Source organism: Phenylobacterium sp. SCN 70-31, assembly GCF_001724605.1.
Classification (GTDB): Bacteria; Pseudomonadota; Alphaproteobacteria; order Caulobacterales; family Caulobacteraceae; genus Phenylobacterium.
Genome location: NZ_MEEX01000015.1, coordinates 11,414 through 36,567, shown reverse-complemented (window position 1 = coordinate 36,567; position 25,154 = coordinate 11,414). Strand labels below are relative to the sequence as shown.

Sequence of the window (25,154 nt, the reverse complement as noted above, 5' to 3'; positions counted from 1 at the left end):
ATCGACATCCACCCGTCGATCACCCCCGCCCGAACGCCCGGCCGGAGAAGACGTAGAGAACCGCCGCCACGATGTTCAGCCCGAACACCGCCGCCAGGGCGTAGCCCAGCGACTGCACGCCGTAGACCGGGGCCAGGCGGTCGCTGAGCAGTCCGGTGAGCAGCGGGCCCAGGCCCAGGCCGGTGATGTTCTGGATGAAGATCATCAGCGCCGCCGCCGTGGCCCGCTCGCGCGGCTGGGCGACGGTCTGCACCAGGGCGTAGGTGGACGGCTGGTAGAGCGCGTTCAGGAACACCGCCACCGAGACCCCCGCGACGGCGAATAACAGGTTCCCCGTCAGGAACGCCGGCGCCCCGACCGCGAAGCCCAGCAGGACCGTGATCGCCGGCCACCAGGCCAGCCAGCGGCGATCGATCACGGCCAGCCGGTCGCCGATGATCCCGCCCGCGACGGTTCCGATCGCCCCGGCCACCGCGCCCACCGAGCCGACGAGGATCGCCGCCTCGCTGACGCTGAGCCCGTGGACGCGCATGAAGAACGCCACCGCCCACGCGGCCTTGGCGTAGGTCACCATCAGGTGGACCGCCGATCCCGTGATGCAGAAGGTGAAGGCCGGCGTCGACAGGAGGCGCTTCAGCGTCTGCAACGCGGGCGGCGGCGCCACATGGGCCTGCTGTCGGAGCGGCTCCTTCACGAACCAGAGGATCGCGATGGCGGTGAGGAACCCCGGCAGGCCCACAGCCACGAAGGCGGCGCGCCAACCGTAGTGCTCGGCCGCGAAGCCCCCGACGACGGAGGCGAAGAGGCCGCCGGCCGAGATGCCCAGGAGCAGGACCGAGAACGCCCGCGCACGGCGCTCGGCCGACGTGTAGTCGGCGATCAGCGAGTGGGTGCAGGGGGCGTATCCCGCCTCGCCCACCGCTACCCCCATCCGGGCGAGGAACAGGGTCCAGAAGCCGGGCGCGAACCCGCAGGCGACCGTCGCCGCGCTCCAGAAGCTGAGACAGCCCACCAGAAGATTGCGGCGGTTCCGACGGTCCGCCAGCCAGGCCAGCGGCAGGCCCAGCGGCGGATACACCAGGGCGAAGGCCGTGCCGCTGATCAGGCTGAGCATCGTGTCGCTGAGCCCGAACTCCAGCTTGATCTGCTCGGCCACGATCCCGATGACCTGGCGGTCGGCCATGTTGGCCGTCGAGGTCAGGAACATCAGGAACAGGAAGAGCGGAAGCGGGGTCAGGCCCGTCTGGCGGGTCGTCGAAGTCATGCCGTTGCGGTGTCCCGTGCAATCCCAGCCGGGGCTGGAAGGGTGGCGCGAAAGGACGGGGTCGCCGCCGCCGGCTCGCGACCGCGGCGACCCCAGGCTCTCGGGGAGGCGTGGCCGGCCGCGCGCCTCACGCCGCGGCCGGGAGGCCGAGGTCGGCGAACACGGCGGCCTTCAGGCGGTCGTGCAGCGGAATCTGGCCCGAAGGGAAAAGCTGGGTCATGAGGACCGCCGAGAGGCCGAGATCGGGCGAGGCGAAGAAGGTGGTGCTGGCCGCGCCGCCCCAGGAATAGTCGCCCTTCCGGCCGGGCGCCCCTGCCGAGCCGGGGGCGGTCACCACGGAACCGCCCAACCCGAAGCCCAGGCCCGCGCCGGAGGCCCCGGAGCCGACCGCGGAAAAGCGGACGAGCGCATCACCCAGGACCGCGGCTGGAACCTGCGCCGTCGTCATCTGCCGGACGCTTTCGGCCTGCAGCACCACGGCGTCGCCCCGCCGTCCCCCACCCGCGATCATGTCGGCGAACCGGCCGTAGTCCTCCAGTGTGGTGACCAGCCCCGAGGCGCCGGATTCGGCCCGCGGCGGCGAGAGGAACGGCGATCCCTCGGCGGCTTCGTGCAGCGTCAGCCGGCCGTCCTTGCGTCCGTAGACCGAGGCCAGGCGCGCCGCAGACTCCGGAGGAACATGGAAGCCGGTGTCGGTCATGCCCAGGGGCTCGAACACCCGGCGTTGCAGATGCTCGCCGAAGCTGCGGCCCGTGGCGCGTTCGACCACCAGGCCGCACAGGTCGAAGGCCAGGCTGTAGACCCATCGCCGCCCCGGCTCGGACACGAGGGGCGCCTGCGCCAGCCGCGCGGCGAAGTCCGACAGCCCGCCAGGACCGCCCGCGCGAAACCACGTCCCGCCGACCAGCCCCAGGTCCGCGTAGCGCGCCGCCACGGGACCGCCGCTCCAGTTGTTGGTGAACCCGGCCGTATGGGTGAGCAGGCGCCGGACGGTCACCGGCTGAGTCGCCGGGCGCACATCGGCCAGCCCGGCGGCGGGCTCGCGGAGCACATCGAGGTGGGCCAGTTCCGGGACGAGCTTCGCGATCGGCGCATCGAGGTCGAGACGCCCGTCTTCGGCGAGTTGCAGCATCGCGACCGCCGCCACCGGCTTCGTCATCGAATAGGCGCGGTAGATCGCATCGTCGGTCAGAGGCGCGCCGCGGTCGATGTCGGCCAAGCCGAGGGCGCGGCGGTAGAGCACCTCGCCACGGCGGGCCACCCGGATCGCCGCCCCCGCCACCCACCCCTCGGCCACGAGGCGCTCCAGAAGCGAATCGACATCCTGGAAGCGTGGCTGCGCCCGCGCGCCCGCCGCCGGCGCAAACGCCGCAGCCGCCAGCACCGAGCGCCTCACGATCCCCCTCATGCCGCCTCCGTCCCAATTTTGTAGATTATTGACAATGCGTCAGCAAGCACCTACGCCTTCCCGAAAGTCAAGGGGGAGGACGCACATGAACAAGACCCGGCTTCTCGGGACCGCGACGCTGGCCGCGATCCTGGCCACGCCCGTCGCCGGCCATGCGATGGCGCAGGCCGGCGCGTCGGATATCGAGGAACTGGTGGTGACCGCCCGCCGGCGCGAGGAAGCGCTGCGCGACGTCCCCGCCGCCGTCAGCGCCGTGACCGCCGACGCGCTGCGGCAGCGCGGCGGGGTCAAGGACGTCGCCGACCTGTCCTACATGCTGCCCGGCGTCGGCCTGGCCAACGCGCGCACGATCAACGCCGAGAACAACATCCGCGGCGCGGGCGCGGGCACCACACGGACCAACAACGCCGACTCGCCGGTCGCCGTCCTGCGCGACGGCGCCAGCATCACCGGCGGCAACCTGGGCGGCCGGGTCTACACGCGGGCAGACCTCTTCGACCTCCAGCGGGTCGAAGTGATCCGCGGCCCCCAGGGGTCGCTGTACGGCGTGAACGCGGTGGGGGGCGTGATGCAGGCCATCAGCGTCCGGCCCCGCGCCGAGCCCGGCTTCATGGTCCGGACAACCTACTCGCCCAAGATCGAGCGCACGGCGATCGACGTCATCGGCAACCTTCCGCTCACCGACACCTTCGCCGTCCGCGTCGGCGCCCAGGTCGTCGATAAGGACAAGGGCTTCTTCTACAATCGCTTCACCCAGGACTATGGCGATCGCGAGAAGTATCAGGGTTTCCGCGTCTCGGCCCAGTGGACGCCCACCGACGCCCTGTCGGTCTTCTCAGTGTACGATCGCTCGGACGAGCGCTCGACCTCGAACTTCGTCAACACCACCAGCCAGGTGAACGACCGCACCCTGCCGCCGGCCCAGGTCTTCCCGGCCGACACGGACGGCCCGTTCCTGTACGCCAACAACGCGTCGAACGACGTCAACCGCGACCTCAACAACTGGCTGACCGAGATCCGCTACGACACCGGCAAGGGGCGGATCACCTCGACGTCGCTCTACCGGTTGCGCGACACCAACTGGTCTCAGGACGCCGACCGCTCGGCCCCCGGATTCGGACCGGCCTTCCCGGCCTCGTGCGGCACGCTGTCGTGCGTCCTGATCTTCTACGACCGCACCGAAATCTACAGCGAAGACCTGCGCTACGAGACCTCGCTCAGCGACCGTGTCGACATCCAGGTGGGCGCCAACGTCGTCAGCAAGGAATCGCGCTCGTTCGTCCTCAGCGACGGCCGGACGGTTTCGGCGACCAACCTCGCGCCCAGCCCCGCCCTCAACAACAACACGGTCTCCATCGAGAAGGAGAAGACCTGGGGGGTCTTCGCCGCCGTGAACGCGCGAGTCACCGAGGCCTTCACCGTCGATGTGGGGCTGCGGTACGGCGAATCCGAAAAGGACTTCGACAGCTACGTGGTGCGCCGGATGTCGGGCGCCGTCGCCTGCCCCTACCAGACGCCGTTCCAGGCGCCGGCCCTCGGCGCCGCCTGCACCGAAGGGCGGGCGTTGATCGAGGACACCTTCAAGAGCTTCACCCCGTCGCTGGCGCTGCGCTACGCGGTGAGCCCCACCTTCCGCGTGTTCGCGTCCGTGGCCCGGGGACAACGGGCCGGCGGCTTCAACGGCAATTCGGTCTTCGACCTGGGCATCCCGCCGACCTTCGGCCAGGAGACGGCCACGGCCTACGAGGCGGGCGCCAAGTGGGAAGTGGGACGCGTCGCCTTCGCCGCCAGCGGCTTCTACAACCGCTACGGCAAGCTGCTTGTGGGCCTCGTGGACTTCGGGCCCGACCTCGTGGCCCGCTCCTACCGGAACAACGCCGGGTCGGCCGAGAGTTATGGCGTCGACTTCGAGGCCTCGGGCTCGCAGAGCTGGTCTGACGGCTCGCTGCTGTCGGGAACGCTCGCGGTGAACTGGATCCAGGGCGAGGTGAAGAGCGGTCCCTACAAGGGCCTCACCATCGAGAACATCCCCGAGTGGATGATCACCGGCCAGCTCTACTGGGAACGGCCCGTCGCCGGGGATTGGCGGGCCTTCGCCGCGCTTTCCTACCGCGCCGAGCGCGGCGGATTCACCGGCTTCATCAACTTCAACAACCAGGTGAAGGCTTCGAACATCAGCCTCGCCCGCGGCGCGGTCGGCGCCACGAACGACGCCTGGCGCCTGGAGCTGTCGGCCGAGAACCTGTTCGACAGGACCTACGAGGCCATCCGCGACACCAACCGCTCGGTCTGGGGCGACAAGCGCGAGGTGCGGCTCACCGCAGCCTACGCCTGGGGCGGCGAACGCCGTTGAGGCCCCGCCCCGCGCCATGACCCGGCGCGGGGCGGTCGCCCTAGGTCTTCGCCAGCCGCGCGATCGCGGCCGCCAACGGTCGCTCGCCGGCGCGATAGTCCCGCCAGGCCGTGGACTTGCCGATCAGGGCCGGGGCGGTGCGCAACGTGAACCGGGCCGGATCGAGCCCCGTCCTCACCTGGCTCCAGTTGATCGGCATCGAGACGGGCGCGCCGGACCAGGCCCGTGGGGAAAGCGGCCCCACCGCCGTCGCCATGCGGTCGTTGCGCAGGTAGTCGAGGAAGATGCGGCCGCCGCGATCCTTCTTGGCCATGCGGATCAGGAAGCGGTCGGGCGAGTCGGCCGCCATGGCCCGGCAGACATCCCGGGCGAACGCCTTGGCGGCGTCCCAACCGATCCCCTCCGCCTTGATCGGGGTGACCACGTGAAGGCCCTTGCCGCCCGTGGTCTTGCAGAAGCCCACCAGGCCGAGCCTGTCCAGGCGATCCCGGACTTCCCGGGCGGCCGCGATGACGGCCTCGAAGGCGACATCGGGGGCCGGATCGAGATCGAACACCAGCCGACCGGGCTGCTCGGGCGCAAAGGGCGCGTTGTTCCACGGGTGGAGTTCGAGGGCGCCGATCTGGGCCGCGGCCACCAGCGCCTCGACCCGGTCGAACTGGATGTAGGGCTTGCGATCCGGTCCGATCTCCACCGCCGTGATCAGCGACGACTGGCCCTTGCCGGCGTGGCGCTGGAAGAACCGCTGCGCCCCGTCGACCCCATCGGGCGCCCGAACGATGGAACAGGGACGTCCCCTCAGGTGAGGCAGCATCCATTCGCCGACCGCCTCGTAGTATCGCGCCAGGTCCAGCTTGGTGACCGGCGGTTCGTCCGCCGCGGCGGGCCAGAGAGCCTTGTCCGCGTTGGAGATCGTCAGGCCCATCACCTGGGATGAACCCCTCATCTCAGATGAACCCCGCGGCGAGGGCGCGACGGCGACGGCCGGGGTTGCGGCCGGGGCCGGGGTCTCGGCCTCCACCTCGGCCGCCGGCTTGTCTTCGCGCAAGCCCTTGAACGACGCCTGCCGGATGCGCCCCTCGGCGGTGAAGCCGGCGTACTCGATCTCGGCCACCAGGTGGGGACGCACCCAGTGGACCCCCGCCGTCTTGCGCGGCGCACCACGTCCGGAGAAGGGGCTGGCGTCGGTCTCCAGCGCTTTCAGCTTCGGCCACAGGCGCCGGACCTTGTCTCGGCCGAAGCCCGTACCGATCCGCCCGATGTGGATCAGTTCGCCGTCCCTGTAGACGCCGGCGATGAGCGAGCGGAACGCGCCGCCGGTGGTGGCGTAGCCGCCGATCACCACCTCGTGGCCGGCCCGGCACTTGGACTTGGTCCAGGTTTCGCTGCGCCCGGACCGATAGGGCGCGTCGAGCCGCTTCGAGATGATCCCCTCGAGATCCATCCGGCAGGCCGACTGCAACACGGCGTCCCCCGCGGCGGTGAAATGATCCACGTAGCGGATGTTGGCCGGGGCGTCCTCGATATGGGCCCGCAGCCGCGCCTTGCGCGCCGCCAGCGGCAGAGGCCGGAGGTCCTCCGACCCCGAGAACATCTGGTCGAAGGCGAAGAATACGAGATCGCCCGTCTTCGCCTCGGATATGGCGGCCTGCAGGGCGGCGAAGTCCGGCGCTCCGGCGCGATTGAGCGCCACCACCTCCCCGTCGATCACGCCGTCTCCGAGCCTTGCGCCGGCCGCCGCGATCTCGGGAAACGTCGCGGACCAGTCCAGTCCCTTGCGGCTGAGCAGCATCGCTTTGCCGCCGAAGGTGCGGAGTTGCATGCGGTAGCCGTCGAACTTGATCTCGTGCGCCCACCCCGGGCCGGCCGGCGGCGCCGCCACCGGCTTGGTGAGCTGGGGGACGATGAACGCGGGCGGTTCCGGCCGGCGGGCGCTCCGAGACGCGTCGGGAAGTGCGTCGGGCGCCGTCCCCTCGACGGTCATGAACGGCTTGGCCGCCCTGCCCTTGCCCGCGGCGATCTGGGCCATGGTGCGGCCCGACGCCACCGAGCGGTCGTCGTCTGACGGGGCAGCGTCGTCCCCCTCCGCCGCGCCCGCGTCGCGATGCTTGATCAGCAGCCAGGCGGCCTTCGGCGACGCGGCGCGGCCGCCCTTCAGCCGCACGAGGACCCAGGAGCCGTGCATCCGCTCGCCCTCCATGACGAACTTCAGCTCGCCCTTGTCGAGGGCCCGGCCGATGGCCTCGAAGCCCGCCTCCGGCGCCCAGTAGCCCCGATCCCAGAGCATCACCGTGCCCCCGCCATACTGGCCCTTGGGGATCACGCCTTCGAAGTCGCCGTAGTCGAGAGGATGGTCCTCCACCTCCATCGCCATGCGGCGGACCTTGGGGTCGAGGGACGGCCCCTTGGGCACCGCCCAGGAGCGGAAGGTCCCCTCGTGCTCAAGACGCAGGTCGAAATGCATATGGCTGGCGGCGTGCTTCTGGATCACGAAGCGCAGGGCCGCGGACGCGGACACCCGACCGCTGTCCCCCGACGGCTCGGCCGTCTGCGAGAAGTCCCGCATCTTCCGGTATCTGGCGAGCTTGGTCGCGGCCATCGCCTGTATCCCACTCGGTTTCGGAGTGTTGAACGAACGGGTCGCCCGGCCGATCCAGCCCGGCGTGGGCGCCGCGATGAATCCTTTCGGCGGCCGGTGCGTTGATCCTGCGTCAGGAGAGCCCGACATGCCGCAGGCCACGGAAAGCCCCCCACGATCCTTCCGCGTTCACCCGCGGCTCGCCGGCGGCCCTTCGCGGATCGTCGAGGAGACCTCGTTCGAGGCCGCCGCGATCGCCTACGTCGAGACCTGTCATCCGGCCGTCGACGGGAGCGACGACCTGAGCGTCATCGTGCGCAATCTGGAGGACGGGGGCGAGCGCTGCTTCCGGATCGACCTCGACACCGGCGAGACCCGCTCCTGCGAATAGGCCGAACGAATCGGCCGGACGTCCGTTGAGTCGGTCGGGCGAGGGCCCGAAGGGATATCGACATGGCGTATCGCCCGACCTGGCAGGGCCACCTGAAACTGTCGCTCGTCACCTGTCCCGTGGCGCTCTACACCGCCACCAGCGCGGGGGGCGACGTCCACTTCAACCTGATCAATCCCGAGACCAACAACCGGATTCGGATGATCACCACCGACCCCGACACCGGGCCGGTCGAACGGTCCAGCCTGGTCAAGGGCTACGAGGTGTCGAAGGGCGAGTACGTTCTTCTGACCGACGAGGAGATCCGATCGGTCAAGCTGGAAAGCACCCGCACCATCGATATCGAGCGCTTCGTGCCGGCGGCCGACATCGACCGGATCTACTGGGACAATCCCTACTACCTCGCTCCGGACGGCAAGCTCGCCGAGGAGCCGTTCGCCGTCATTCGCAGGGCCATGGAGACGTCGGGTCAGATCGCGCTGGGACGCGTGGTCATGTCCACCCGGGAACGCATCCTCGCGCTGGAGCCGCGGGGGAAGGGCATTCTCGCCTACACCCTCCGCTCCGACGCCGAGGTCCGGAAACCCGACGAGATCTTCGGCGCCATCCGCGACGTGAAGGCCGACCCGAAGATGGTCGCGATCGCCGAGAAGATCATCGAGCAGCAGGAAGGGCCGTTCGACCCCAGCCAGTTCGTCGATCGCTACGAGGAAGCGCTGAAGGCGCTGATCGCGGACAAGCGGAAGGGCCGCAAGCTCGCCGCCGTCCCCGAGCCGGAAGACACCAACGTGGTCGACCTGATGGAGGCCCTCCGCGCCAGCCTCGCGGCCAAGGACAAGACGCCGGCGAAAGCCGGCCGGGCCAAGGCGACCACCGCCCGGCCGAAGAGACGCAAGGCCGGTTAGGGACGAAGCTACGGAGCTCACCGATCCGGAGCAACGGAGACCTTCGGAAAGAAGACCCCCATAGCCGCGCTTCCGGCGACGGCAGAAGATCATCCGGGACGCTCGAGCTTGCCGCCCCAGACGCCACTAAGTCATTGAAAAAATGGTGCCGCCTAGGTGACTCGAACACCTGACCTACGCATTACGAATGCGCCGCTCTACCGGCTGAGCTAAGGCGGCTCCTGTCCGGGGACGCGGGCTTTTAACCGCAAGGCCTCGATTTGCAAAGGCGCCAGCGCGGCGTCATGCGGTCACGCCCATCCGGTCGCGCCAGAACGAGGCGAGCCGCTCGCGGAAGCCGGCGTAGGTCCAGCGGGCGGCCGTGGTCCGGGCGGCGTGGCGCATCAGCGCCGCGGCGCCGCCTCCGGCGTCGGCCAGGGCGCAGGCCCGCGACAGCGCGTGGGCGGCGGCTTCGCAGTCGTCCTCGTCCACCCAGATCCCGTTGACGGGGCTGGCGTACTCGCGCGGCCCGACGCCCGTGAAGCCGGTCATCAGGCATTCGCTGGCCATGGCCTCCAGGTTGGTCAGGCAGGTGGACTCCATGCGCGCCAGACTGAGGAAGACCGACGCGCGGCCCATCACCTCGGCGGTCCGGGCTTCGGTCTCGGTCTCCAGGATCTCCCAGCGCCATCCGGCGGCGTCGGGGTGCAGCCGCTCGAACATGTAGCGGATGGCCCGCTGCTCATACGGGCGCTTGCGCGGCGAACAGGCGATCAGCCGCGCCTTGGGGCCGGGCCGGAACAGCCGTTCGTCGGCGAACACCGGGACCACCGAGATCAGGTCGTAGTCGAAGTGGCGGGCCACGAAGGCCGCCATGCCCTCGCTGCCGGTCAGGAACGTGCGGTACCGCGCCTGGACCTCGCGCGGCACGGCCGACGACCAGAAGGCCGGCATGGCCACCAGGCTCTGGCAGAAGATCACCTTCGGGTTCGGCAGCGGCGCGCACCGGATCAGCGCCTCGGGCGCGTCCTCGGGCAGCACCAGGATGTCGTCCGGGCGGAGCGGCGAGGCCATGTCCTCGCTGCGGGCCTCGTGGCGGAACCAGCCGGGCGGGTCCACCTCCGCCGGCCGGCGGACCACTGCGTCGAAGCCCATGGCGTTCAGGGCTTCGACGTGCCGGTAGACCATCTTCGTGCCGCCCGAGAGGACCTGAGCGTAGGGCGTGAGGTAGATGATCCGCGGACCCGGCATGGCTCAGGGCCGTCGGTCGATGAGGTTGAGCAACGCCGCCTCCAGCGGGAAGGGCGGATGCGCGCGGGCCGCCAGGCGCGCGCGCGCCAGGGGCCGGATCACCGCCCGGGACAGGCCGAGGGCCCGCAGCTCCGGGGCGGGCGTGGCCTTCAGCAGGCCCGCCAGGACCTGAGCGGCCCGGGGCGAGTGCAACAGCACCGCGTCGCTCCGCAGCAACGCCTGGATCTCGGACGCCGGCAGGTCGACGGGCGTCGTCTCGTACAGGACGAGATGGCGCGCCTGCACGCCGTGCCGCGCCAGGGAGCCGGCGAGGTCCCCGGCCGGTTCGGCCGCGCCGGGATGCAGGACGACGCCGCGCAGTTCGGCCCGGCGGCCGGCGATCCCGTCGGCCAGGGCCTCGACGTCGCCGTCGGCCGACAGGACCGAGCGGAAGCCGGCCTGACGCGCCGCCTGGGCGGTGGCCGCGCCCACGACGAACACCTTCAGCGACCGCTCGCCGCTGAGGTCGGCGAACGCCCGGACGCCGTTGGCGCTCGTGAAGGCCAGGGCGACGACGCCGTCCAGCTCGATCCGCGCATCGGGCAGGGCGCGCACCGCCAGCAGGGGCGCCACCACGGCGTCGTGGCCCAGCGCCCGGACCCGCGCGGCGGTGACGTCGGCGCCGGGCTGCGCGCGCGTGATCCAGATCTTCTGCCGACGGGCCGCCATGGTCCGGGGGTGTTAGCCGAACGCGGGACGATGCGGAATGCCGGGCGATGCGGAATGCGGGGCGATGCGGAACGTCACCGGCGTCAGAGCACGATGGCGTCGCCCGCCTCGGCCTTGATCGACGCGCCCAGCGACATGCCGAGGCCGTGGGCGGCCTCCAGGCCCGGCGCGTCCACGGCGCCCGCGCGGCGGAAACGGTCGGTCCCGCCCGGCGACAGGGCCTCGACCACCAGCTCCAGCCGGTCGCCCTCGAACCAGGCGTGGGCGCCGATGGGCGTCTTGCACGACCCTTCCAGGGCGGCCAGCGCCCCCCGCTCGGCGGTGACCCGCAGGGTGGTGGCCTGGCAGCGCAGGGCGGCGAGCCAGGGCAGGTCGCGGTCGGTCGTGCGGGCCTCGATCGCCAGGGCGCCCTGGCCCGGCGCCGGGGGAACCTCGCGCGGGTCGATCAGGCTCTTGGGCAGGTGACCCAGGCCCAGCCGGCGCAGACCCGCATAGGCCAGCAGGATCGCATCGGCGTCGCCCGCCTCGAGCCGCGCCAGGCGGGTGTCGACGTTGCCGCGCAGCATCCGCACGTCCAGGTCGGGCCGGCGGTTCAGCGACTGGGCCTGGCGGCGCAGGCTGGCGGTGCCCAGGCGCGCGCCCTGCGGCAGGTCCTCCAGGCGCTCGGGGCCGCGGCTCAGGAAGGCGTCGCGCGGATCCTCGCGCTCGGGGATGGCGGCGATGCACAGGCCGTCGGGCAGCTCGGCCGGCATGTCCTTCAGCGAATGGACGGCGCAGTCGATGCGGCCTTCGAGAAGCGCCTCCTCGATCTCCTGGGTGAACAGGCCCTTGCCGCCGATCTCCAGCAGCCGGCGGTCCTGCACCCGGTCGCCCGTGGTGGTGATGACGACGATCTCGGTCAGGGCCTCGACCTGCGCGGGGTCGGCGGGATCGGCGCCCAGGGCCGCCGCGATCAGGCCCCGGACATGGCCCGTCTGCGTCAGGCTGAGCTTCGAGCCACGGGCGCCGATCCGGATCGGACGTTTGAGGCCGGGCGGTTGCGTGGGCACGGTCGGCAGTCTACCTCGGACACGAGTTGAAGCGGCCTGCTACAGGAGCGGGCCATCCCCGGCAACCGGATGACCCTGACGCCTCCCTCCGATCAGACCGTCCTCGGCCTCGAAACCAGCTGCGACGAGACCGCGGCGGCGGTGGTGCGGCTGGACGCGGACGGCCGGGCCGAGGTGCTGAGTTCCGTCGTGGGATCGCAGATCGCCGCCCATGCCCCCTTCGGCGGCGTGGTGCCCGAGATCGCCGCCCGCGCCCACGTCGAGAGCATCGAGGCGATCGCCGAGGCGGCGCTGGTCCAGGCCGGCCTCGGCTACGGCGACCTCACCGGCGTCGCGGCGACGGCGGGGCCGGGGCTGGTGGGCGGCGTGATGGTCGGCCTGTCGTTCGGCAAGGCGGTGGCCCTGGCGCGCGGTCTGCCGCTGGTGGCGGTGAACCATCTGGAGGGGCATGCCGTCTCGGCCCGGCTGGGCGCCGACATCCCCTATCCGTTCTTGCTGCTGCTGGTGTCGGGCGGGCATTGCCAGCTCCTGAGCGTCGAGGGCGTGGGCGCCTGCCGCCGGCTGGGTTCGACCATCGACGACGCGGCGGGCGAGGCGTTCGACAAGATCGCCAAGGCCCTGGGCCTGCCCTATCCCGGCGGACCGGCGCTGGAGCGGCTGGCCGAGGGCGGCGACGCCTCGGCCTATGTGCTGCCCCGCATGCTGCTGGGCCGTAAGGACTGCGATTTCTCGTTCTCGGGGCTGAAGACGGCCGCCGCCCGGCTGGCCGAAGGCGCGACGACCGAGGGGCGGCGCCGCGACCTGGCCGCCGCGGTCCAGGCCGCCATCGCGGGCCAGCTCGCCGAGAAGACGGCCCGCGCCATGGACCTCTACGCCCGCGAACACGCCGGCGCGGGGGGCCTGCGCTTCGTGGTGGCCGGCGGCGTGGCCGCCAACGGCGCGGTGCGCGCCGAACTGGAGGCCGTCGCCCGGTCGCGCGGCTTCGGCTTCGCCGCACCGCCGCTCGCCTACTGCACCGACAACGCCGCCATGATCGCCCTGGCCGGGGCCGAGCGGCTGGCCCTGGGCCTGTCCGACCCGCTGGACGCCGTCGCCCGGCCGCGCTGGCCCCTCGACGCGGCGGCCGCGGCGGCGGCGCCGACCCACAAAGCCGGCCGGAAAGGCGCCAAGGCATGACCTCAGCTCCCCTGCGATCGGCGGGCGTCATCGGCGGCGGCGCCTGGGGCACGGCGCTGGCCCAGGTGTGCGCCCGGGCGGGCCGCGACGTCCTGCTCTGGGCGCGCGAGCCCGAGGTGGTCGAGGCCATCAACGCCCGCCACGAGAACCCGCCCTTCCTGCCCGGCGTGGCTCTCGAGCCTTCCATCCGCGCCACCGGCGACCTGGCCGACCTCGGCGCGGCGGATTTCGTCCTGGCCGTGCCGCCGGCCCAGCACATGCGCGCCACCCTGTCGGCCTTCGCCGGGCGTGTCCGGCCGGGGACGCCCGTCGTGCTGTGCTCGAAAGGCGTCGAGCAGGGCTCGCTCAAGCTGATGACCGACGTCCTCGCCGAGACCATCCCCCAGGCCCGCGCCGCCGTCCTCGCCGGCCCCAGCTTCGCCGGCGAGGTGGCCCGCGGCCTGCCCAGCGCCGTCACCCTGGCCTGCGCCGACATGGCCTGCGCCGAGGCGCTGGGCGAGGCGATCGCGACGCCGGCGTTCCGGCCCTACTTCGCCGACGACGTCATCGGCGCCGAGATCGGCGGTGCGGTGAAGAACGTGCTGGCCATCGCCTGCGGCATCGTCGAAGGCCGCAATCTGGGCCGCTCGGCCCACGCGGCGCTCATCACGCGCGGCTTTTCGGAACTCACCCGCTTGGCCGTCGCCCTGGGCGGCGAGGCCGAGACGGTGGCCGGTCTCTGCGGCCTGGGCGACCTGGTGCTCACCTGCTCCAGCCCTCAGTCCCGCAACATGAGCGTCGGCCTAGCCCTGGGCGGCGGTCAGACGCTGGCCGAGGCCCTCGCGGGCAAGCTCTCTGTGGCCGAGGGCGTCGCCTCGGCCCCGGCCGTCCGCCAGCTCGCCGCGAAACTCGGCGTGGAGACCCCGATCTGTGAGGCCGTCGCCGCCATCCTGGCCGGCGAGGTCCAGGTGGACGAGGCGATCCGCGACCTGCTGTCCCGTCCCCTTCGAGAGGAAAACTGATGCCGCACTTCGTCCTGCTCTGCGTGGACAAGCCCGACTCGCTGGACCTGCGCATGGCCACCCGCGAGGCGCACCTGGCGTTCGCCCGCGGCTACGGCCCCCGGATCAAGGTGGGCGGCCCGATCCTGTCCGAGAGCGGCGACATGGCCGGCTCGCTGCTGATCATGGAGGCCGAGGACATCTCGGAAGCCCGTAAGTTCAACGCCGAGGACCCCTACACCAAAGCGGGCCTGTGGGAGCGCGTGGAGATCCGGCCGTTCCGGGCGACGGTTGGCCAGCTCTGACGCCAATCCCGCGCGCCCGGCGCCCGGCCTGCGTCTCTGCGCCCTGACCGAGATCGCCGATCCGGGCGCGCGCGGGTTCCGCTTCCGTGAGAACCAGAAGCTGTTCGCGGGCTTCGTCGTGCGCCAGGGCGACACGGTCCGCGGCTTCGTGGATTCCTGCCCCCACGCCGGCTGGCCGCTCAGCGCGCTGGACGACCGCTACCTCACGCGCGACAGCCGTTACATCCTGTGCGCGGGCCACGGCGCGCTGTTCGAGCCGGGCGGCCTGTGCGTGGCCGGCCCCTGCGCGGGCGATCGCCTGACGCCCTGGCCCGTCGAGGCCCGCGACGGCGACGTCTGGACGGCGTGAAGGGAACGGGCATGGGAAGGGAACGCCGCCCGTTCATCCCCCGTTCGGGTTGCGGGGACCAGGCTGGCGGACGCAAGCTTCGCGACGAGCGGCTTCACGGCGGGAGAAACATATGCGCGCGGTGCTGATCGGCCTGATGGCGCTCTGTCTCTCGGCCTGCGCCACGGTGCAGAAGCTGGACGCCGCCTCCGACGTCCACGCCCTGCTGATCTCGATCCGCGACGGCGACCGGGCGACGTTCGACGCCCTCGTCGACAAGCGCGCCCTGAAGCAGGAGATCCAGGCCCGCCTGGTGGCCGAGGCCCGGCGCGACTCGCGGGCGCCCGCCGCCCTGACGGCCCTTCTCGCGCCCGCGCTGGCCGACCTGGCCGGCGACGCCTTCCTGCGGCCGGACGTGTTCCGGGCGGTGGCGGAGTATTACGGCTACCGGCGCGACACGAAGATCCCCGGCCCGATGGCCGTCTCCACCCTGCTGCAGCGCGTTCCCGACGGCCGGGTCTGCGCCATGTCGAAGAAGGGCGGGCCGTGCCTGCTCTATTTCACCGAGGCGCCGGACGGCCGTTGGCGCCTCTCGGGCTTCGAGGGCGATCTTTCCATGCTGCGCCTGCCCGGCTGATCCGCTTAAGCTCCCGCCCACGAGAGGGAGCGGGGCATGGGACACGAGGCGGCGCTGGGCGCCTACACGAAGTTCGACTTCACGCACGATCGCCGGACCTTCCCGGTCTACCGGCGCGGCGCCGGCCCGGCGGTCGTCGTCATGCACGAGATGCCGGGGCTGCACCCCCAGGTGATCCGGTTCGCGGACCGGGTGGCCGAGGCGGGCATGACCGTCTTCTGCCCCAGCCTGTTCGGCCAGCCCGGCCGGCCCGTGGATCGCGGCTATGTCACGGCCACGATGCTGGGCGTGCTGTGCATGCGGCGCGAGTTCCTCGTCTGGCGCGGAGACCGGTCGAGCCCGGTCGTCGACTGGCTGCGGGCGCTGGCGCGCCAGGCCCACGGCGAGTGCGGGGGCAAGGGCGTGGGCGCGGTGGGCATGTGCTTCACGGGCGGCTTCGCCCTGGCGATGATGACCGATCCCAGCGTCGTGGCCCCGGTGCTCTCGCAACCGTCGCTTCCGGTCGGCCGCAAGGGAGCGCCGACGATCGGCGTCTCCCGCGAGGAGCTGTCGTGCGTGAAGGGCCGGCTGGCGGCCGAGGACCTGTCGGTGATCGGCTTGCGGTTCAAGAGCGACAAGCTGGTCCCGGACGCCCGCTTCGAGACCTATCGCCGCGAGCTGGGCGACCGCTTCGAAGCCATCGAGCTGGAGGACGAGGACGCCGCCCCGGCGTTGATCCCGCCGCACTCGGTGCTGACCCTGCACCTGAAGGAGGACGGCCCCACCAAGGCGGCCGAGCAGCGGGTGATCGCGTTCTTCCGGGAGCGGACGGGCGCCTGACGCGCCGCCCCACGTTCGTTCCGCGCGGCCAGAACCCGGATGACAACGCCAGGGGCATGAACTAGAAGCCGCCGCTTTCCTGAACGGGTGTCCGATCCGCCCGTCAGGTTTCGAGGCGGAATTTCCATGAAACGACCCCAATCCCACGGCCGCGCGGCGCCCAAGGGTCCGTCGCAGCGGCAGTTGCGCGCCGGCGAACTGGTGCGCCACGCCCTCGTCGAGATCTTCCGCGAGGAGGAGATCAACGATCCGGTGCTGGCCGGCGTGTCGGTGACCGTGACCGAGGTGCGGGTGAACGCCGACCTGCGTCACGCCACCGTCTTCGTCGAACCTCTGGGCGGCGAGAACGCCGACGAGGTGGTCAAGGCGCTGAACAAGCACTCGAAGTTCGTCCGCGGCCACCTGGGCCGGATGATCGACATGCGGTTCACGCCCGACCTGCACTTCCGTCACGACGAGACCTTCGACGAGGCGGCGCGGATGGCGCGCCTCTTCGACGATCCGCGCGTGCGCCAGGACCTGACGCCGGATGCGCCTTCGGACAGCTGGAAGGACGAGGACTAGGCATGGCCCGCCGCAAGAAGGGCCAGGCGATCTCGGGCTGGATCAACCTCGACAAGCCCTACGACCTGACGTCCACCTTCGCCGTCGGCCGGATCCGGCGGCTGTTCGACGCCCAGAAGGCGGGTCACGCCGGCACGCTGGATCCGCTGGCCACCGGCGTCCTGCCCATCGCCCTGGGCGAGGCGACCAAGACGGTCCCGTTCCTGGTCGACGCCGACAAGGCCTATCGCTTCACCATCGCCTGGGGCCGCACCACCGCCACCTACGACCGCGAGGGCGAGACGCTGGCGTCCTCGGACGTGCGGCCGGCGGCCGGCGAGGTCGAGGCCGTCCTGTCGCGCTTCATCGGCGAAATCGACCAAGTCCCGCCGGCCTATTCGGCGATCAAGGTGGACGGCGAGCGCGCCTACGACCTGGCCCGGGCGGGCGAGACCGTGGAACTGGCCTCGCGGAAGATCGACGTGTTCGACCTGCGCGTCGCCGACGTCCCGGACGCCGACCACGTCACGCTCGAGGCCGACTGCGGCAAGGGGACCTATGTCCGCGCCCTGGTCCGCGACATCGCCGAAGCGCTCGGGGCCTGCGGGCATGTGAGCGAGCTTCGCCGCACGCGTGTGGGCGGCTTCACGACGCAGAACGCCGTGACGCTGGAAATGCTTGAGGATTTGAGCTATGAGGCCCGCCAGTCGGAGGCCCTGCTTCCGGTCGAGACCGCACTGGACGACATCCCGGTGCTGGCCGTGACCGACGAAGACGCCTTCCGATTGAAGCAGGGACGATCGATCGTTCTCGTTCCCCGACAGGTCGAAGCGGTGAAGGCCGGGCTCAAACCCGGCTCGCGCACCGTTTCCGCGATGGCGGGCGGGATGATGGTGGCGCTCTGCGAGATGCGCGCCGGCCGGCTCGAGCCGTCGCGGGTCTTCAATCTTTAGCCGAGCTGGAGACTCCGATGTCGATCACGGCCGAACGTAAAGCCGAAGTCATCAAGACCCATGCCCGCGGCGACGCGGATACGGGCAGCGCCGAAGTGCAGGTGGCGATCATGTCCGAACGGATTTCGAACCTCACCGAGCACTTCAAGACGCACAAGAAGGACAACCACTCGCGCCGGGGCCTGCTGAAGCTGGTCTCCGCCCGCCGTTCGCTCCTCGACCACCTGAAGAAGTCCGACGTGGCTCGCTATCAGGCGCTCATCGAGAAGCTCGGCCTGCGCCGCTAGTCTTTCGACCGGACCCGTTTCCCGCCCCTGTTGCATCGTGGGTGGGAACCGGGTCCGTTTCATATCGGAGCGCGACGTGATCGCGCTCCCGTCCCTGCTTCCTCGAAGCCGTCCTCGGAGGGCTTCGGGGGCCGCTCCTCCGTTCACAGGCCGGGGGGCGAATGCGGCGCCGGAGCCAGCCGCTTTGTAGTTGGCGCGCTCCACACACGCCGAGGGCCCGAGGGGGTTCTCACCGCCTGTTCACTGGAGAGGATTCGTAGAGACGATCTCCTGTCCGCGCTCGCTGGGAATACGCCCGCGAGACCAGAAAGAAGCAGAAATGTTCGACATCAAAAGAAAGACGCTCGAGTGGGGGGGCAAGACCCTCACGCTCGAAACCGGCCGCATGGCCCGTCAGGCCGACGGCGCCGTCCTGGCCACCTACGGCGAGACCATGGTCCTGGCGACCGCCGTCTTCGCCAAGAGCGCGAAGCCCGGTCAGGACTTCTTCCCGCTCACGGTGAACTACCAGGAGAAGTTCTACGCCGCGGGCAAGATCCCCGGCAGCTTCCCCCGCCGCGAGGGCGCGCCCTCGCAGAAGGAGACCCTCACCAGCCGCCTGATCGATCGTCCGATCCGCCCGCTGTTCGTGAAGGGCTTCAAGAACGAGGTCCAGGTCGTCACCACGGTGCTGGCGCATGACCTCGAGAACGATCCCGACATCGTCGCCCTGGTCGCCGCTTCGGCCGCCTTGGTGATCTCGGGCGCGCCCTTCATGGGTCCGATCGGCGCCGCGCGCGTCGGCTACGTGAACGGCGAATACGTGCTGAACCCGACGCTCGACGAGCAGAAGGACAGCCAGATGGACCTGGTCGTCGCGGGCACGCACGACGCGGTGATGATGGTGGAATCCGAGATCCAGGAGCTCTCCGAGGAGCAGGTCCTGGGCGGCGTCACCTTCGCCCACAAGTCGATGCAGCCGGTGATCGACGCGATCATCGAGCTGGCCGAGCATTCCGCCAAGGAGCCCTTCGCGTTCGAGCCGGAAGACACCGACGCCATCAAGGCCGAAGTGAAGAAGGCCATCGGCAAGGACCTGGCCGCCGCCTACAAGATCGTCGCCAAGATGGAGCGCCACGCCGCTGTCGGCGCGGCCAAGGAGAAGGCGGTCGCCAAGTTCGGCAAGTCCGACGACAACCCGGCCGGCCTCGCGCCCGACAAGCTGGGCGCCATCTTCAAGGACCTCGAGGCCGACGTCGTCCGCCGCAACATCCTCGACACCGGCGTCCGCATCGACGGCCGCAAGGTGGACCAGGTCCGTCAGATCGTCTGCGAAGTGGGCGTGCTGCCCCGGGCCCACGGCTCGGCGCTGTTCACCCGCGGCGAGACCCAGTCGCTCTGCGTGGCCACCCTGGGCACCGGCGACGACGAACAGCTGATCGACGCTCTCGAAGGCAAGTACTACGAGAAGTTCATGCTGCACTACAACTTCCCGCCCTTCTCGGTGGGCGAGACCGGCCGCATGGGCGCGCCCGGCCGTCGGGAAGTGGGTCACGGCAAGCTGGCCTGGCGGGCCATCCGCCCGATGCTGCCCGCCTATGACGAGTTCCCCTACACCATCCGCCTCGTGTCCGAGATCTTCGAGTCGAACGGCTCGTCGTCGATGGCCACGGTCTGCGGCGGTTCGCTGGCCCTGATGGACGCCGGCGTGCCGATCAAGAAGCCGGTGTCGGGCATCGCCATGGGTCTGATCCTGGAGTCGGACGGCTTCGCCGTTCTGTCGGACATCCTGGGCGACGAAGACCACCTGGGCGACATGGACTTCAAGGTCGCCGGCACCGCCGACGGCATCACCTCGCTCCAGATGGACATCAAGATCGCCGGGATCACCGAGGCGATCATGAAGAAGGCGCTCGAGCAGGCGAAGGCCGGCCGCGAGCACATCCTGGGCGAGATGAACAAGGGCCTCGAGGCGCCCCGCCAGGAGTTGGGCGAGTTCGCGCCCAAGATCGAGACCATCAAGATCGCGGTCGACAAGATCCGCGAAGTGATCGGCTCGGGCGGCAAGGTGATCCGCGAGATCACCGCCGAAACCGGCGCCAAGGTCGACATCGGCGAGGACGGCACGATCAAGATCGCGGCCGCCGACCAGGCCAAGATCGACGCGGCCCGCGACTGGATCAAGTCGATCGCCAGCGAGCCGGAAGTGGGCACGATCTACACCGGCAAGGTGGTCAAGATCGTCGACTTCGGCGCGTTCGTGAACTTCTTCGGCGCCAAGGACGGCCTCGTCCACGTGAGCCAGATCTCCCGCGAGCGCGTGAACAAGGTCTCGGACGTGCTGCAGGAAGGCCAGTCGGTGAAGGTCAAGCTGCTGGGCTTCGACGACCGCGGCAAGACCCGCCTCTCCATGAAGGTCGTCGACCAGGAGACGGGCGAGGACCTGTCGGAAAAGGCCGAGGAATCCGCCGAGGCGTAGGCCTGGGCGTCATTCCCGAACGGATGAAGGCGGCCGGGGCGACCCGGCCGCCTTTCTTCTTCGCGCTTCCGGAGCAATCCGAAGACCGCCGCGGACGGTCGTCGAAGCCCTCAGGCCGCCAGGCCCGCCTGTTCGATCAGGTCGCGGACCTGACGCATCTGCTCGGGCTGCTCGGCCAGTTCGGCGCGGGTGGCGTCCAGGCGGAACAGCTTGAGCGCCTCGACCCGCGCGCGGTTGGCGGCCGGCCCCAGCGGGGCGGCCTCGCCGGCGGCCAGTTTCAGCAGCAGCGTCAGCCGGTGGACCAGGGGCGCCTTGGCCTGGGCGACGCTGGCCGCCAGCCGGGCGTGGCTCTCGATCCGGCCGCCCAGTTCCCCCAGCTTCTCCTGGACCGGCTGGCTGTCGGCGGTCGCCAGGCCGCAGCGCCCGGCGGCGCGGTGCAGGGCGGCGAGCTGGGCCAGGCGGACGCCCGGGGTCTCGTCGGCGCCGGTCATCTCCTTCTCGAAACGGAGCGACTGGACGACGGCCTTCAGCCAGCCGGCCGCCAGCCGCTTGTTCGCGGCCCCGATCACGTTCTCGGCCAGCCAGACCAGCGCCTCGACTTCCTGGTGGGCGCTCTTGCCCTGGCCCAGGTAGGCTTCCACGAAGTCGCCCGTCACCAGCATCTTCGAGCGGGCGGCGAAGGCGTCCTGCACCTCCTCGAGGGGCATCAGCTTGCCGGCGGCGGCCGTGAGCGACATGGCCAGCGCGCGCAGGATGTCGATCTCGCGGGCGGCCTCGCCGGGGCACAGGCGCCGGGGGCCCTTCAGCTCGCGCAGGATGCGCCGCCCGATGGCCGCGCGGGTGTCCTGGAAGATCTCGCCGCTCAGCCAGCCGGCCAGGCGAACGGCCAGAGGCGACAGCTCGGGCATGACGCGCGACACCGAAGGCTCGATGGCCATGAGCTTCTGGACGGCGTCGTAGGCCACCAGGCGGGTCATGGCCGCCAGGCTGGCGCCCAGGTCCTGGCCCTTGCCCAGCACGTCGGTGATGCCCGGCTTGGCCTCCAGGATCTCGGCCAGCGGCTGCTGGAGGGTGGACAGCGCGAGGGGCCGGCCCTGCCCCTTCGCCGGGGCCGCATCGGCCAGGTCCAGCAGGCGCTCGACCTTGTCGGCCCAGCTCGCCGCCGCGGCGATCGAGGCGGCCACCCCGGCGCCCAGCAGGTAGCCGCGCTCGGCGTCGGTCGCCAGCCGGTCGGCGGCGCGGGCGAAGCCTTCCTTGTCGAGGTTGGGCAGCGCGCCGCGCCGGTGGTCCTTCAGCAGACGCTCGATGGCGCGCTCCACCAGCGCCTGGAAGACGCGGATCAGCTCGTGCACCGACATCGCCCGCGCATGCGCCTCGGGCACCGCGATCTTCTGGATGGCGTGTTGCAGGTCGACGCCCGACGCCTCCAGCTTCTCGACCAGGTCGGGGCGATGCAGCAGCTCGAACGGCGTGGCGTTGTTGCGCTCCAGCCAGCCCTCCAGCAGGCGGCCGATCCGCTCGCGCGCGTGCAGCGTGTAGAGGTCCTGGGGCGTGACGCAGAGCGGCTGGGCCTCGACCTGGGGCCGGGCCTTGGCCACCACCTCGGCCTGGCCCAGCTTCAGGATGACGACGCTGTTGAACTCGCGGGTCTCTTCGTCGAAGACTTCCTTGCTGACGCGCACGGCGGCCACCCGGCCCGCCGCCATCAGCCCCTCGGCGATCTCGATCGCGGCGGCGCGGCTCTCCGTGGCGCGGTCCAGCGTCCACGGGCCGCCGGCGACCTTGCGGACGAAGACTTCGAAATGCACCCGGGACCCATCCATGCCCGCGGCCCCCCTGCATCCCCCTACGAAGGGGCCGACGTTCTGCGAATAAGCTTAAAGTCGTATTGACTTGGTCCGCCCCCGAACGGGCGGCCCCATTGAGAACACGGTGAAGGCTCAATACCTTCTCCCGACGAGCTGAGGAGAGTTCCACCGGACATGGCGAAGATCACCCTCGTGGACGACGACGAGAACATCGTCACGTCCGTCAGCCTGGCGCTGGAGAGCCACGGGCACACGGTGAAGGCCTACTACGACGGCGCCTCGGGCCTCGCCGCGCTTGAGAACGATCCGCCCGATCTCGCGATCCTCGACGTGAAGATGCCGCGCATGGACGGGATGGAGGTGCTGCGCCGCCTCCGCCGCGCCTCGGACGTGCCCGTGATCATCCTGACGTCCAAGGACGAGGAGATCGACGAGATCCTGGGCTTCAACCTGGGCGCCGACGACTACATGCACAAGCCGTTCAGCCAGCGGCTGCTGATCGAGCGGGTGAAGGCCATCCTGCGCCGGGGCGGCCGGGGCGAGGGCGACGAGGCGCCGCCGCCCGCGGCCGGCGACCCCAACTCCCGCGCGCTGAAGCGCGGCAAGCTCACCCTCGACCCCGCCCGGCACGAGAGCCTCTGGGACGGCAAGCCCGTGAAGCTCACGGTCACCGAGTTCCTGCTCCTCCAGTCGCTGGCCCAGCGTCCGGGGTTCGTGAAGAGCCGCGACAACCTGATGGACGCGGCCTACGACGATCAGGTCTATGTCGACGACCGCACCATCGACAGCCACATCAAGCGCATGCGGAAGAAGTTCCGCGAGGTGGACCCTGAGTTCGACGCGATCGAAACCCTCTATGGCGTCGGCTACCGATACCGCGAATCCTGATCCGGCAGGTCCCGACTCGGCAGGTCGGCCGTTCCGGAAGCGGACGGCTGGTCGCCGCCGCTTTCCGGGGCTGCCCGGCTCGCGGCTCGGCCGGCTGATCCTGATCCTGAACCTGCTGGGCCTGATGATCCTGGTCTCGGGCGCCCTGGTGCTCAACGAGCTGCGTCGGGGCCTGGTCAACGCGCGCATCGACAGCCTGACGACCCAGGGCGAGCTGATCGCCTCGATCCTGAACCAGGCCGCCACCGTGGGCGAGCCCACGCCCCAGATGGACGCCGCCCTGGCGACCGAGCTGCTCCAGACCCTGTCGAACCCAAGGGCCCAGCGCGCCCGCCTCTTCGACAGCGAAGGCCGGCTGGTCGCCGACAGCGAATGGATGGCCGACGAGGTCGAGCGCCGCGTGCTGCCGCCGGCCCGCGCCCGCGACGACCAGCCGATGGACTTCCGCCTGCTGCCGCCGGCGCGCGCGCCCACCCGCGACCAGATCCAGCAGGCGTTGCAGGGCGAGGTGTCCACCGCGCTCCAGGGCCGCGCCTGGGCGGGCATGCGCCAGGGCGACCGCGGACGGCGCGTCGTGTCGGTGTCGATCCCGATCCGGCACGTCCGCGCGGTGCTGGGCGTGGTGACGCTGGAGGCCAGCGACGTCGACGCCATCATCGCGCGCGAGCGGGCGGCCCTGGTCCCCTTCATCCTGATCGCCGTGGCGGTCACCCTGGCCTCGTCGCTGCTCATCAGCCGCCTGGTGGCCCAGCCGGTGCTGCGGATGGCCCGCGCCGCAGACCGCGTGCGCCAGGCCCGCGCCCGGGCCATCTCTCTGCCCGATCTCGCCCGCCGCGACGACGAGGTGGGCGACCTGACCCGCAGCCTGGAGGCCATGACCCAGGCGCTGTCCGAGCGGATGGACGCCATCGAGGCCTTCGCCGCCGACGTGGCGCACGAGATCCGCAATCCGCTCACGTCGCTGCGCAGCGCGGTCGAGACCCTCGACCTCGTGACCGACCCCGCGGCGCGGGAGCGCCTGCTGAACGTGCTCAAGAACGACGTCCAGCGGCTGGACCGGCTGGTCACCGACATCTCCAACGCCTCGCGCCTCGACGCCGAACTGTCGCGGGACCAGCCGCGGGCCGTCGACCTGCGGCGGCTGATCGCCGACATCGCGGGTATCTATCAGGCCACGGCGAAGCCCGGCGACGTGACCGTCGAGTTCGCCCCCCACAAGGGTTCGGAGACCGTCACCGTGATGGGCCGCGAAGGGCCGCTGGGCCAGATCGTCCGCAACCTGATCGACAACGCCCGGTCGTTCAGCCCGAAGGGCGGCATGGTCACGGTGGGCCTGGTGCGCGTGCGCGGCGAGGCCATCGTCACGGTGGCCGACCGGGGACCGGGCGTCCCGCCCGAGAACCTCGAGACGATCTTCGAACGCTTCTACACCTCGCGGCCCAAGGGCGCGGCGTTCGGCGGCAACTCCGGCCTCGGGCTGTCGATCGCCCGCCAGATCGCCGCCGCCCACGGCGGGACCCTGCGGGCCGAGAACCAGCTCGGCGCCGACAATCGCGTGATCGGCGCGATCTTCACCCTGATCCTGCCGGTGGCCGGGGCCTGATGGACGACATCCGCCATGCCGGCCTGATCGCGCGCCGCATCCGCGGCCGCTGGCTGGGCGCGCTGATCGAGGGGCCCTCGGGCGCGGGAAAGAGCGATCTGGCGCTCCGGGCGCTGGACTGGGGCTTTCGCCTGGTGGCCGACGACCGCGTGCTGGTCTGGGCCGCAGACGGGCGCGTCTTCGGCCGCGCGCCCGCGCCGCTGCGGGGCCTGATCGAGGCGCGCGGGCTGGGGGTGATCCCCGTGGAGCCCGTGGCCTTCGCCGAGATCGGGCTGGTCGTTCGCCTCGGGACGCCCGAGCGCATGCCCGAGCCTGCAACCGAGGCGATTTCCGGCATCGAGGTTCCACTCCTGACTGCGGCGGCCTTCGAATTGTCGGCCCCTGCGAAACTCGGCCGCGCCCTCGAAGCCTTTGACGCCGCGCGCAAGAGAGGTATCTAGCTGGGCTCGCCCCCGTTCATGGGGCCATCGGGTGGGGATACCC

The 25,154-nt window shown here is 71.0% G+C and carries 23 protein-coding genes and 1 tRNA gene; 16 read left to right on the top strand and 8 right to left on the bottom strand.

Features of this window, described 5'->3' with window-relative positions; genetic code table 11:
• Positions 1 to 19 precede the first annotated feature (19 nt).
• Both ABS78_RS12805 and ABS78_RS12800 read right to left on the bottom strand, forming a co-directional pair.
• Positions 20 to 1,264 carry an MFS transporter gene (locus tag ABS78_RS12805; RefSeq protein WP_293379580.1) on the bottom strand — a complete coding sequence of 415 codons (1,245 nt, stop codon included), beginning with the start codon at positions 1,262 to 1,264 and terminating at the stop codon, positions 20 to 22.
• Positions 1,265 to 1,391: 127 nt separating this feature from the next.
• Positions 1,392 to 2,672, bottom strand: a complete 1,281-nt coding sequence (locus ABS78_RS12800) for a serine hydrolase domain-containing protein (protein ID WP_293379578.1) — start codon at positions 2,670 to 2,672, stop codon at positions 1,392 to 1,394.
• Between the two features lie 85 nt (positions 2,673 to 2,757).
• On the opposite strand from ABS78_RS12800, the gene ABS78_RS12795 reads away from it, so the two are divergent.
• Complete coding sequence (locus ABS78_RS12795; RefSeq protein WP_293379576.1) at positions 2,758 to 5,025, top strand: TonB-dependent receptor; 2,268 nt, start codon at positions 2,758 to 2,760, stop codon at positions 5,023 to 5,025.
• Between the two features lie 40 nt (positions 5,026 to 5,065).
• Here ABS78_RS12795 and ligD read toward each other — a convergent pair whose 3' ends face one another.
• Complete coding sequence (gene ligD, locus ABS78_RS12790) at positions 5,066 to 7,624, bottom strand: DNA ligase D (RefSeq protein WP_293379574.1); 2,559 nt, start codon at positions 7,622 to 7,624, stop codon at positions 5,066 to 5,068.
• Positions 7,625 to 7,751: 127 nt separating this feature from the next.
• Here ligD and ABS78_RS12785 point away from each other — a divergent pair, with 127 nt between their 5' ends.
• On the top strand, positions 7,752 to 7,994 hold the full coding sequence (locus tag ABS78_RS12785) for a DUF5961 family protein (RefSeq protein WP_293379572.1): 243 nt from the start codon (positions 7,752 to 7,754) through the stop codon (positions 7,992 to 7,994).
• Between the two features lie 62 nt (positions 7,995 to 8,056).
• Positions 8,057 to 8,899, top strand: coding sequence for a Ku protein (locus ABS78_RS12780; RefSeq protein WP_293379569.1), 843 nt, complete (start codon positions 8,057 to 8,059; stop codon positions 8,897 to 8,899).
• Between the two features lie 143 nt (positions 8,900 to 9,042).
• Here ABS78_RS12780 and ABS78_RS12775 read toward each other — a convergent pair.
• From ABS78_RS12775 to hemC, 4 genes are all read right to left on the bottom strand, one after another.
• A tRNA-Thr gene (locus tag ABS78_RS12775) sits at positions 9,043 to 9,118 on the bottom strand.
• A 63-nt stretch (positions 9,119 to 9,181) separates the two neighbouring features.
• Positions 9,182 to 10,129, bottom strand: a complete 948-nt coding sequence (locus tag ABS78_RS12770) for a hypothetical protein (RefSeq protein WP_293379566.1) — start codon at positions 10,127 to 10,129, stop codon at positions 9,182 to 9,184.
• A gap of 3 nt (positions 10,130 to 10,132) precedes the next feature.
• Positions 10,133 to 10,837: a uroporphyrinogen-III synthase gene (locus ABS78_RS12765; RefSeq protein ID WP_293379564.1), complete on the bottom strand. Its 705-nt coding sequence runs from the start codon at positions 10,835 to 10,837 to the stop codon at positions 10,133 to 10,135.
• A gap of 83 nt (positions 10,838 to 10,920) precedes the next feature.
• On the bottom strand, positions 10,921 to 11,886 hold the full coding sequence (gene hemC, locus ABS78_RS12760; RefSeq protein WP_293379561.1) for a hydroxymethylbilane synthase: 966 nt from the start codon (positions 11,884 to 11,886) through the stop codon (positions 10,921 to 10,923).
• A 69-nt stretch (positions 11,887 to 11,955) separates the two neighbouring features.
• Between hemC and tsaD the strand changes: the two genes are divergently transcribed.
• From tsaD to pnp, 10 genes are all read left to right on the top strand, one after another.
• Positions 11,956 to 13,062 (top strand): tRNA (adenosine(37)-N6)-threonylcarbamoyltransferase complex transferase subunit TsaD, encoded by a 1,107-nt coding sequence (gene tsaD, locus ABS78_RS12755; RefSeq protein WP_293379558.1) that lies wholly within the window; start codon positions 11,956 to 11,958, stop codon positions 13,060 to 13,062.
• The gene (locus ABS78_RS12750; RefSeq protein ID WP_293379555.1) at positions 13,059 to 14,063 is read left to right on the top strand and encodes an NAD(P)H-dependent glycerol-3-phosphate dehydrogenase; all 1,005 of its coding nucleotides are present in this window, start codon (positions 13,059 to 13,061) and stop codon (positions 14,061 to 14,063) included. Before tsaD ends, ABS78_RS12750 begins: the two co-directional genes overlap by 4 nt.
• A complete protein-coding gene (locus ABS78_RS12745) occupies positions 14,063 to 14,347 on the top strand; it encodes a YciI family protein (protein ID WP_293379552.1) in 285 nt (94 codons plus the stop codon). The genes ABS78_RS12750 and ABS78_RS12745 overlap by 1 nt, the downstream gene beginning before the upstream one ends.
• On the top strand, positions 14,334 to 14,696 hold the full coding sequence (locus tag ABS78_RS12740; protein WP_293379549.1) for a Rieske (2Fe-2S) protein: 363 nt from the start codon (positions 14,334 to 14,336) through the stop codon (positions 14,694 to 14,696). The genes ABS78_RS12745 and ABS78_RS12740 overlap by 14 nt, the downstream gene beginning before the upstream one ends.
• A 112-nt stretch (positions 14,697 to 14,808) precedes the next feature.
• Positions 14,809 to 15,312, top strand: coding sequence for a DUF2939 domain-containing protein (locus tag ABS78_RS12735; protein WP_293379546.1), 504 nt, complete (start codon positions 14,809 to 14,811; stop codon positions 15,310 to 15,312).
• A gap of 36 nt (positions 15,313 to 15,348) precedes the next feature.
• Entirely contained in the window at positions 15,349 to 16,131 is a 783-nt protein-coding gene (locus tag ABS78_RS12730) for a dienelactone hydrolase family protein (protein WP_293379543.1), read from the top strand.
• 126 nt (positions 16,132 to 16,257) lie between these two features.
• On the top strand, positions 16,258 to 16,695 hold the full coding sequence (rbfA, locus tag ABS78_RS12725; RefSeq protein WP_293379540.1) for a 30S ribosome-binding factor RbfA: 438 nt from the start codon (positions 16,258 to 16,260) through the stop codon (positions 16,693 to 16,695).
• Positions 16,696 to 16,697: 2 nt separating this feature from the next.
• Complete coding sequence (gene truB, locus ABS78_RS12720; protein WP_293379537.1) at positions 16,698 to 17,627, top strand: tRNA pseudouridine(55) synthase TruB; 930 nt, start codon at positions 16,698 to 16,700, stop codon at positions 17,625 to 17,627.
• Between the two features lie 17 nt (positions 17,628 to 17,644).
• The gene (gene rpsO, locus ABS78_RS12715; RefSeq protein ID WP_293379534.1) at positions 17,645 to 17,914 is read left to right on the top strand and encodes a 30S ribosomal protein S15; all 270 of its coding nucleotides are present in this window, start codon (positions 17,645 to 17,647) and stop codon (positions 17,912 to 17,914) included.
• Between the two features lie 319 nt (positions 17,915 to 18,233).
• Entirely contained in the window at positions 18,234 to 20,372 is a 2,139-nt protein-coding gene (pnp, locus tag ABS78_RS12710) for a polyribonucleotide nucleotidyltransferase (RefSeq protein ID WP_293379531.1), read from the top strand.
• A gap of 110 nt (positions 20,373 to 20,482) precedes the next feature.
• Here pnp and ABS78_RS12705 read toward each other — a convergent pair whose 3' ends face one another.
• Entirely contained in the window at positions 20,483 to 22,180 is a 1,698-nt protein-coding gene (locus tag ABS78_RS12705; RefSeq protein ID WP_363083188.1) for a hypothetical protein, read from the bottom strand.
• Positions 22,181 to 22,354: 174 nt separating this feature from the next.
• Here ABS78_RS12705 and ABS78_RS12700 point away from each other — a divergent pair, with 174 nt between their 5' ends.
• The 3 genes from ABS78_RS12700 to ABS78_RS12690 are packed head-to-tail and all read left to right on the top strand — an operon-like array spanning position 22,355 to position 25,111.
• Positions 22,355 to 23,068 carry a response regulator transcription factor gene (locus tag ABS78_RS12700; RefSeq protein ID WP_293379525.1) on the top strand — a complete coding sequence of 238 codons (714 nt, stop codon included), beginning with the start codon at positions 22,355 to 22,357 and terminating at the stop codon, positions 23,066 to 23,068.
• Complete coding sequence (locus ABS78_RS12695; protein WP_293379522.1) at positions 23,037 to 24,671, top strand: stimulus-sensing domain-containing protein; 1,635 nt, start codon at positions 23,037 to 23,039, stop codon at positions 24,669 to 24,671. The genes ABS78_RS12700 and ABS78_RS12695 overlap by 32 nt, the downstream gene beginning before the upstream one ends.
• The gene (locus tag ABS78_RS12690) at positions 24,671 to 25,111 is read left to right on the top strand and encodes an HPr kinase/phosphorylase (protein WP_293379519.1); all 441 of its coding nucleotides are present in this window, start codon (positions 24,671 to 24,673) and stop codon (positions 25,109 to 25,111) included. The genes ABS78_RS12695 and ABS78_RS12690 overlap by 1 nt, the downstream gene beginning before the upstream one ends.
• Positions 25,112 to 25,154: the final 43 nt, after the last annotated feature.

Excerpts from the sequence above, each read along its gene's own strand:
- ABS78_RS12750 (WP_293379555.1), top strand. The coding sequence starts at position 13,059 with ATGACCTCAGCTCCCCTGCGATCGGCGGGCGTCATCGGCGGCGGCGCC.
- ABS78_RS12795 (WP_293379576.1), top strand. The coding sequence starts at position 2,758 with ATGAACAAGACCCGGCTTCTCGGGACCGCGACGCTGGCCGCGATCCTG.
- truB (WP_293379537.1), top strand. The coding sequence starts at position 16,698 with ATGGCCCGCCGCAAGAAGGGCCAGGCGATCTCGGGCTGGATCAACCTC.
- ABS78_RS12785 (WP_293379572.1), top strand. The coding sequence starts at position 7,752 with ATGCCGCAGGCCACGGAAAGCCCCCCACGATCCTTCCGCGTTCACCCG.
- rpsO (WP_293379534.1), top strand. The coding sequence starts at position 17,645 with ATGTCGATCACGGCCGAACGTAAAGCCGAAGTCATCAAGACCCATGCC.
- ABS78_RS12780 (WP_293379569.1), top strand. The coding sequence starts at position 8,057 with ATGGCGTATCGCCCGACCTGGCAGGGCCACCTGAAACTGTCGCTCGTC.
- ABS78_RS12765 (WP_293379564.1), bottom strand. The coding sequence starts at position 10,837 with ATGGCGGCCCGTCGGCAGAAGATCTGGATCACGCGCGCGCAGCCCGGC.
- ABS78_RS12695 (WP_293379522.1), top strand. The coding sequence starts at position 23,037 with ATGGCGTCGGCTACCGATACCGCGAATCCTGATCCGGCAGGTCCCGAC.
- ABS78_RS12700 (WP_293379525.1), top strand. The coding sequence starts at position 22,355 with ATGGCGAAGATCACCCTCGTGGACGACGACGAGAACATCGTCACGTCC.
- ligD (WP_293379574.1), bottom strand. The coding sequence starts at position 7,624 with ATGGCCGCGACCAAGCTCGCCAGATACCGGAAGATGCGGGACTTCTCG.
- ABS78_RS12745 (WP_293379552.1), top strand. The coding sequence starts at position 14,063 with ATGCCGCACTTCGTCCTGCTCTGCGTGGACAAGCCCGACTCGCTGGAC.
- ABS78_RS12730 (WP_293379543.1), top strand. The coding sequence starts at position 15,349 with ATGGGACACGAGGCGGCGCTGGGCGCCTACACGAAGTTCGACTTCACG.
- tsaD (WP_293379558.1), top strand. The coding sequence starts at position 11,956 with ATGACCCTGACGCCTCCCTCCGATCAGACCGTCCTCGGCCTCGAAACC.
- ABS78_RS12800 (WP_293379578.1), bottom strand. The coding sequence starts at position 2,672 with ATGAGGGGGATCGTGAGGCGCTCGGTGCTGGCGGCTGCGGCGTTTGCG.
- ABS78_RS12805 (WP_293379580.1), bottom strand. The coding sequence starts at position 1,264 with ATGACTTCGACGACCCGCCAGACGGGCCTGACCCCGCTTCCGCTCTTC.
- ABS78_RS12770 (WP_293379566.1), bottom strand. The coding sequence starts at position 10,129 with ATGCCGGGTCCGCGGATCATCTACCTCACGCCCTACGCTCAGGTCCTC.
- rbfA (WP_293379540.1), top strand. The coding sequence starts at position 16,258 with ATGAAACGACCCCAATCCCACGGCCGCGCGGCGCCCAAGGGTCCGTCG.
- pnp (WP_293379531.1), top strand. The coding sequence starts at position 18,234 with ATGTTCGACATCAAAAGAAAGACGCTCGAGTGGGGGGGCAAGACCCTC.
- ABS78_RS12735 (WP_293379546.1), top strand. The coding sequence starts at position 14,809 with ATGCGCGCGGTGCTGATCGGCCTGATGGCGCTCTGTCTCTCGGCCTGC.
- ABS78_RS12690 (WP_293379519.1), top strand. The coding sequence starts at position 24,671 with ATGGACGACATCCGCCATGCCGGCCTGATCGCGCGCCGCATCCGCGGC.